This is a genomic window from Streptomyces sp. NPDC111606 (assembly GCF_055656945.1).
This window is the reverse complement of the sequence record NZ_JBVKBY010000043.1, coordinates 1-1,189: the sequence shown is the minus strand read 5'-3', so window position 1 is coordinate 1,189 and position 1,189 is coordinate 1. Positions and strand designations below refer to the sequence as shown.

The window sequence follows — 1,189 nt, the reverse complement described above, 5'->3', positions numbered from 1 at the left end:
AACGCCGCCCGTAATCGGTTCACTTCATGTGCATCCACAAGACCCAACATGCTCTTGATCAGCATCAACCAGAAGACCTAACGAAGCACTACTAGGCACTGTTCTCGGATCATGTGCGGAGCCAGATGATGAGGGATGCGAGGGTGACTGTGCCGAGGTAGGTGTAGGCCCGTTTCTCGTAGCGTGTGGCAACCGCGCGGAAGCCTTTCAGCCGGTTGATGGCACGTTCAACTGCGTTGCGTTTCTTGTAGCGTTCGCGGTCGAACCCGGCAGGCCGGCCGCCTCGGGAACCGCGGCTGTGCCGGTGTCTGCGTTGGTCGAGTCGTTCGGGGATGGTGTGCGATATGCCTCGTCGCCGCAGGTAACGGCGGTTTTCACGGGACGTGTAGGCCTTGTCGGCCAGGACGTGGTCGGGTCGGGTGCGAGGCCGGCCGGCTCCGATGCGCGGCACTGACACCCGCTCGAGGACGGGCTGGAGTTGGGGGCCGTCTCCGTAGTGTCCGGGTGTCAGGAGGAGGGCGAGGGGCCGGCATCGTCCGTCGGCCGCAAGGTGGATCTTGGTGGTGAAGCCGCCGCGGGAGCGCCCCAGACACTCGCCGATGTGACCACCTCCTCCAGCCGGACGGCCAGTTTCCGAAGAACCGGATCGACCTGGTTCGTCCTCGGATGAACCCCCTTTTGAGGAACCGCGGCAGGCGGGGCCTGCTTTGCGCCGGCGGCGTGCTGGTGAGCCCGCACCGCCGTGGAGTCCACGGACACGTCCCAGTCGATCCGGCCCGCAGCATCCTCGGCGGCCTGCACCTTCGACAGAAGCATCTGCCAGGTCCCGTCCGCTGACCAGCGACGATGGCGTTTGTAGACCGTCTCCCACGGCCCGAACCGCTCCGGCAGATCCCGCCACTGCACCCCCGTACGAACCCGATACAGCACCCCGTTGATCACCCGACGGTGATCGCTCCACCGGCCTCCACGTGCACCACCCCGGGGTAAGAACGACTCGAGCCGACCCCACTCCGCATTCGTCAGGTCACCACGTCCCATGCAGTCAGCCTGCCCCCAACACCCCACTCACGGCAGGAGATCCGAGAAACAGCGCCTAGTAGTGCTTCGTTAGGTTGTGGGATGTCTGCGGCGGCTCCGAGGGCTGGGCAGGGGGCGGCCGCAGGTGGTGCAGGTGCCGGTCCAGCAC

Annotated in this window: 1 pseudogene; it reads right to left on the bottom strand. The window is 65.8% G+C overall.

Features of this window, described 5'->3' with window-relative positions:
• Positions 1-109 precede the first annotated feature (109 nt).
• Positions 110-1,041 (bottom strand): annotated as a pseudogene (locus tag ACZ7M7_RS45005) (IS5 family transposase).
• Between the last annotated feature and the right edge of the window lie 148 nt (positions 1,042-1,189).